We start from the raw sequence: 3,554 nt of genomic DNA, 5'->3' as shown, positions 1-3,554 counted from the left end.
TGCAGGTGTAATGTATCCTGTCTTCTTATTAGATGATATTGATAAGATGGCAATTGATTATAAGTGTGATCCTACAAGTGCTATGCTTGAAGTATTAGATCCTGAACAGAACTCTATGTTCTCAGATAATTATATTGAAGAACCCTATGATTTATCACAGGTTTTATTTATTGCAACAGCAAATGATCTAGGTGGTATTCCTGAACCATTACGTGATAGATTAGAAATCATTGAACTATCTTCATATACAGAACAAGAAAAATTAATGATTGCGAAAGATCATTTAATTAAGAAAGAACTTAAGAATCATGGTTTGACTGATGAACAGTTAACTATTACTGATGATGCGTTAATGTATATTATTAGACACTATACACGTGAAGCAGGTGTACGTCAGTTAGAAAGATTAATTGCAGCAATCTGTAGAAAATCAGTATTGAAGATTCTTAAGAAAACAACTGATCATGTTGCTGTGGAAGTAAACGACTTAGAAGAATTATTAGGTAAAGCACCTTTTGACCATACTAAGAAACAGCCTAAACCTCAGGTAGGTGTAGTCACTGGTCTAGCATGGACACAGTTTGGTGGAGATATTCTTCCAATTGAAGTCAATCACTTTAAAGGCAGTGGTAAATTCATCGTCACTGGTCAACTTGGTGATGTCATGAAAGAATCTGCTTCAATTGCGTTAGACTATCTTAAGGCACATGCTGATAAGTATAGCTTAAAGGATATTGATTTTGATAAGCAGGATATTCATATTCATGTACCTGAAGGTGCAGTAAAGAAGGATGGTCCTAGTGCTGGTGTTACTTTAACAACTGCTATCTATTCAGCTTTCACACAAAAGCCTGTACGTGATGATGTCGCAATGACAGGTGAAGTGACATTAACAGGTAATGTATTACCAATTGGTGGCTTAAAAGAAAAGTCTATTTCTGCACATCGTTCTGGTATTCATACAATTATTATTCCTAAGGATAATGCGAAAGATATTGATGATATTCCAGAATCAGTCAGAAACGATTTAACTATCATCACAGCAGATCATATTGATACTGTTTTAGAAAATGCGTTGGTAAAGTAATATGTATACAATTAAAAAAGCCGAATTCATGTTATGTGCAGCCTGGTCTAGTCAGTGGCCAGATGAATCATTACCTGAAGTAGTGATGGCTGGACGCTCAAATGTAGGTAAATCAAGTTTTATCAATACAGTAACCAATGTGCAGGGACTTGCAAAGGTCAGTTCAACTCCTGGTAAAACACGTACTCTTAATTTCTTTAATATTAATGATGAAATAAGACTTGTTGATGTGCCAGGATATGGCTATGCAAAGGTACCAAAGAAGATGTTAGAGCAGTTCTCAGAAATGATTGACAATTACTTACGTAATAGAAAGAATCTAAAAGCGATGATTCTTATTGTGGATTATCGTCATAAACCTAAAGACGATGATGTAACAATGTATGATTATGCCAAGCATTTTGGTATTCCTGTTATTGTTGTCGCAACTAAAGAAGATAAGCTAAAACGTAATGAACTTGTTAAAAATGAGAAGCTGATTAAAGAAACATTGGATTTTGATCCAAGTGACCACTTTGTCCGTTTTTCTAGCTTAAAGAAAAAAGGTGTCAGAGAAGTCTGGGATTGTATCTTAGAATTATGCGAAGAGAGATCATAATATCTCTCTTTTTTCTTTCTTCACAAACGTCTTATTTTAGTATATAATGTGTCGCAAGAAGGGAGTTTTTTGATGATTAAGATTTTATTATGCTGTGCATCAGGGATGAGTACAAGCTTACTTGTAGAAAAAATGAAAAGAGCAGCGACTAAGCAGAATGTCGAAGCTGAAATTTGGGCAGTGAATGCTGAAAATACAGATTTAAAGGATGTAGAAGCTGATATTATTTTCCTTGGACCACAGGTTCGTTATGCAAAGGAAGAAATTCAGAAAACTGTTGGTTCTATTCCAGTATATATGATTGGTATGAAGGACTATGGTATGATGAATGGTGATTCAGTTCTTGCCCAGGCTTTAGAATATCTAGGCAAATAAGTTCATTGACTTATAGTAAAGCTTTTGGTAGAATAATAACAAGCGTTGAAGAGGAGGAGTACAGTTATTCTTCTTAAAGAGACCTCTTGGCTGGTGTGAAAGAGGAGAGTGAAGACTGGAAGGTAGCCTTGGAGCATATTTGGTGAATGAAGTAGCCAGATACGTAATACTGCGTTAAAGTAAAGAGACATACAGAGTATGTGAAATAAGGTGGTACCACGATATAAGTCGTCCTTATGCACATGCTCTTTTTTATTTAAGGAGGAATTATGGAATACAGAACACCGATATTGGTTGCTTTTACTCTATTTATAATCACATTATGTTATTTCTATTATAAGAAAACAAAAGCAATCAAAGACAAACAGATGGAAGAAGCGTTACGATTTGCGGATTTCAAAGATGAAAATAAGCATTTTACATCAGAAAAATTTGATGCATGCAGTGATAAGGATTTAGTCAATTTAATTGTTGCACGTATTGGTGATTTAGAAGATGAAGATGAAAACTTCCTAGATAAATTAAATATGGAAGAAAGAACTGTCTATGGTATCAGTCAGTTAAATGAATGTGTAAGTAGTACTAAAACGATTAGATCTTTCTTTGAAACACCTGCTTATTCAGTATATGCGGATGAATTAGAAACTTATTTCAATAATGTGCGTGAACCGCAGATTGCAGAATTAGTAAAGAGTGCAAGAAGATTGAATGAAATCATGGAAAATGGTGAAGAAGATGAAGATATGGGTGATTATTCTTCTTATAATTTCTCAGACTTCACACATGAATATATTACTATGATTGCAGGTACTGATTTTATGCCAAAGTTAACTAAGTATATTAGAGAACATAAAGAATCATTTATTGAGGGGGACGAAACAAATGAAGAAAGAGTTACCGACTAAATATGACCATTTAGCTGTAGAAAAAGGTAAATATCAGCAGTGGTTAGATAAGGAATATTTTAAAGCAGGTGATTTAACAAAGAAGCCTTATAGTATTGTTATTCCACCACCAAATGTAACTGGTAAATTACATTTAGGACATGCATGGGATACTACTATGCAGGATATGATTATCCGTTATAAGAGAATGCAGGGTTATGATGCATTATGGTTACCAGGTATGGACCATGCTGGACTTGCAACTCAGGCTAAGGTAGAAGCTAGACTTAGAGAACAGGGTATTTCTCGTTATGATTTAGGTAGAGAAAAGCTTGTTGATAAGATCTGGGAATGGAAAGAAGAATATGCAGATATCATTCGTGCACAGTGTGCTAAATTAGGTTTATCACTTGATTATTGATAGTTAAGTTTTATTTTTTATGATGGTTTATCATATGCTGTTAGGGAAGTCTTTGTAAGATTATATGAAAAGGGATTAATCTACCAGGGTGAAAAGATCATTAACTGGGACCCAGTACAAAGAACTGCATTATCACATATCGAAGTATATCATGAAGATATTGAAGGTAATATGTACTAATTAAAGTAT

Annotated in this window: 4 protein-coding genes, 1 pseudogene and 1 other annotated feature; all 5 genes and pseudogenes read left to right on the top strand. The window is 34.2% G+C overall.

Going from position 1 to position 3,554, the window contains the following annotated elements; all coding sequences use genetic code 11:
• Positions 1–1,087 (top strand): S16 family serine protease (locus ACT8VG_RS08800; protein ID WP_444195656.1); only part of this gene is annotated, 1,087 nt, incomplete at its 5' end.
• Position 1,088: 1 nt separating this feature from the next.
• Positions 1,089–1,685 (top strand): ribosome biogenesis GTP-binding protein YihA/YsxC, encoded by a 597-nt coding sequence (yihA, locus tag ACT8VG_RS08795; protein ID WP_117458073.1) that lies wholly within the window; start codon positions 1,089–1,091, stop codon positions 1,683–1,685.
• A gap of 72 nt (positions 1,686–1,757) precedes the next feature.
• Complete coding sequence (locus ACT8VG_RS08790; RefSeq protein ID WP_022424314.1) at positions 1,758–2,060, top strand: PTS sugar transporter subunit IIB; 303 nt, start codon at positions 1,758–1,760, stop codon at positions 2,058–2,060.
• A gap of 36 nt (positions 2,061–2,096) precedes the next feature.
• Positions 2,097–2,299, top strand: a binding site (T-box leader).
• 30 nt (positions 2,300–2,329) lie between these two features.
• A complete protein-coding gene (locus ACT8VG_RS08785) occupies positions 2,330–2,965 on the top strand; it encodes a hypothetical protein (RefSeq protein WP_187012535.1) in 636 nt (211 codons plus the stop codon).
• A pseudogene (locus tag ACT8VG_RS08780) lies at positions 2,943–3,545 on the top strand (class I tRNA ligase family protein). Before ACT8VG_RS08785 ends, ACT8VG_RS08780 begins: the two are co-directional and overlap by 23 nt.
• Positions 3,546–3,554: the final 9 nt, after the last annotated feature.

Origin of the sequence: Catenibacterium sp. (assembly GCF_052354645.1) — a bacterium.
In the GTDB taxonomy this organism is placed as follows: Bacteria; Bacillota_I; Bacilli_A; order Erysipelotrichales; family Coprobacillaceae; genus Catenibacterium; species Catenibacterium mitsuoka_A.
This window is presented reverse-complemented; position numbering and strand designations above follow the sequence as displayed.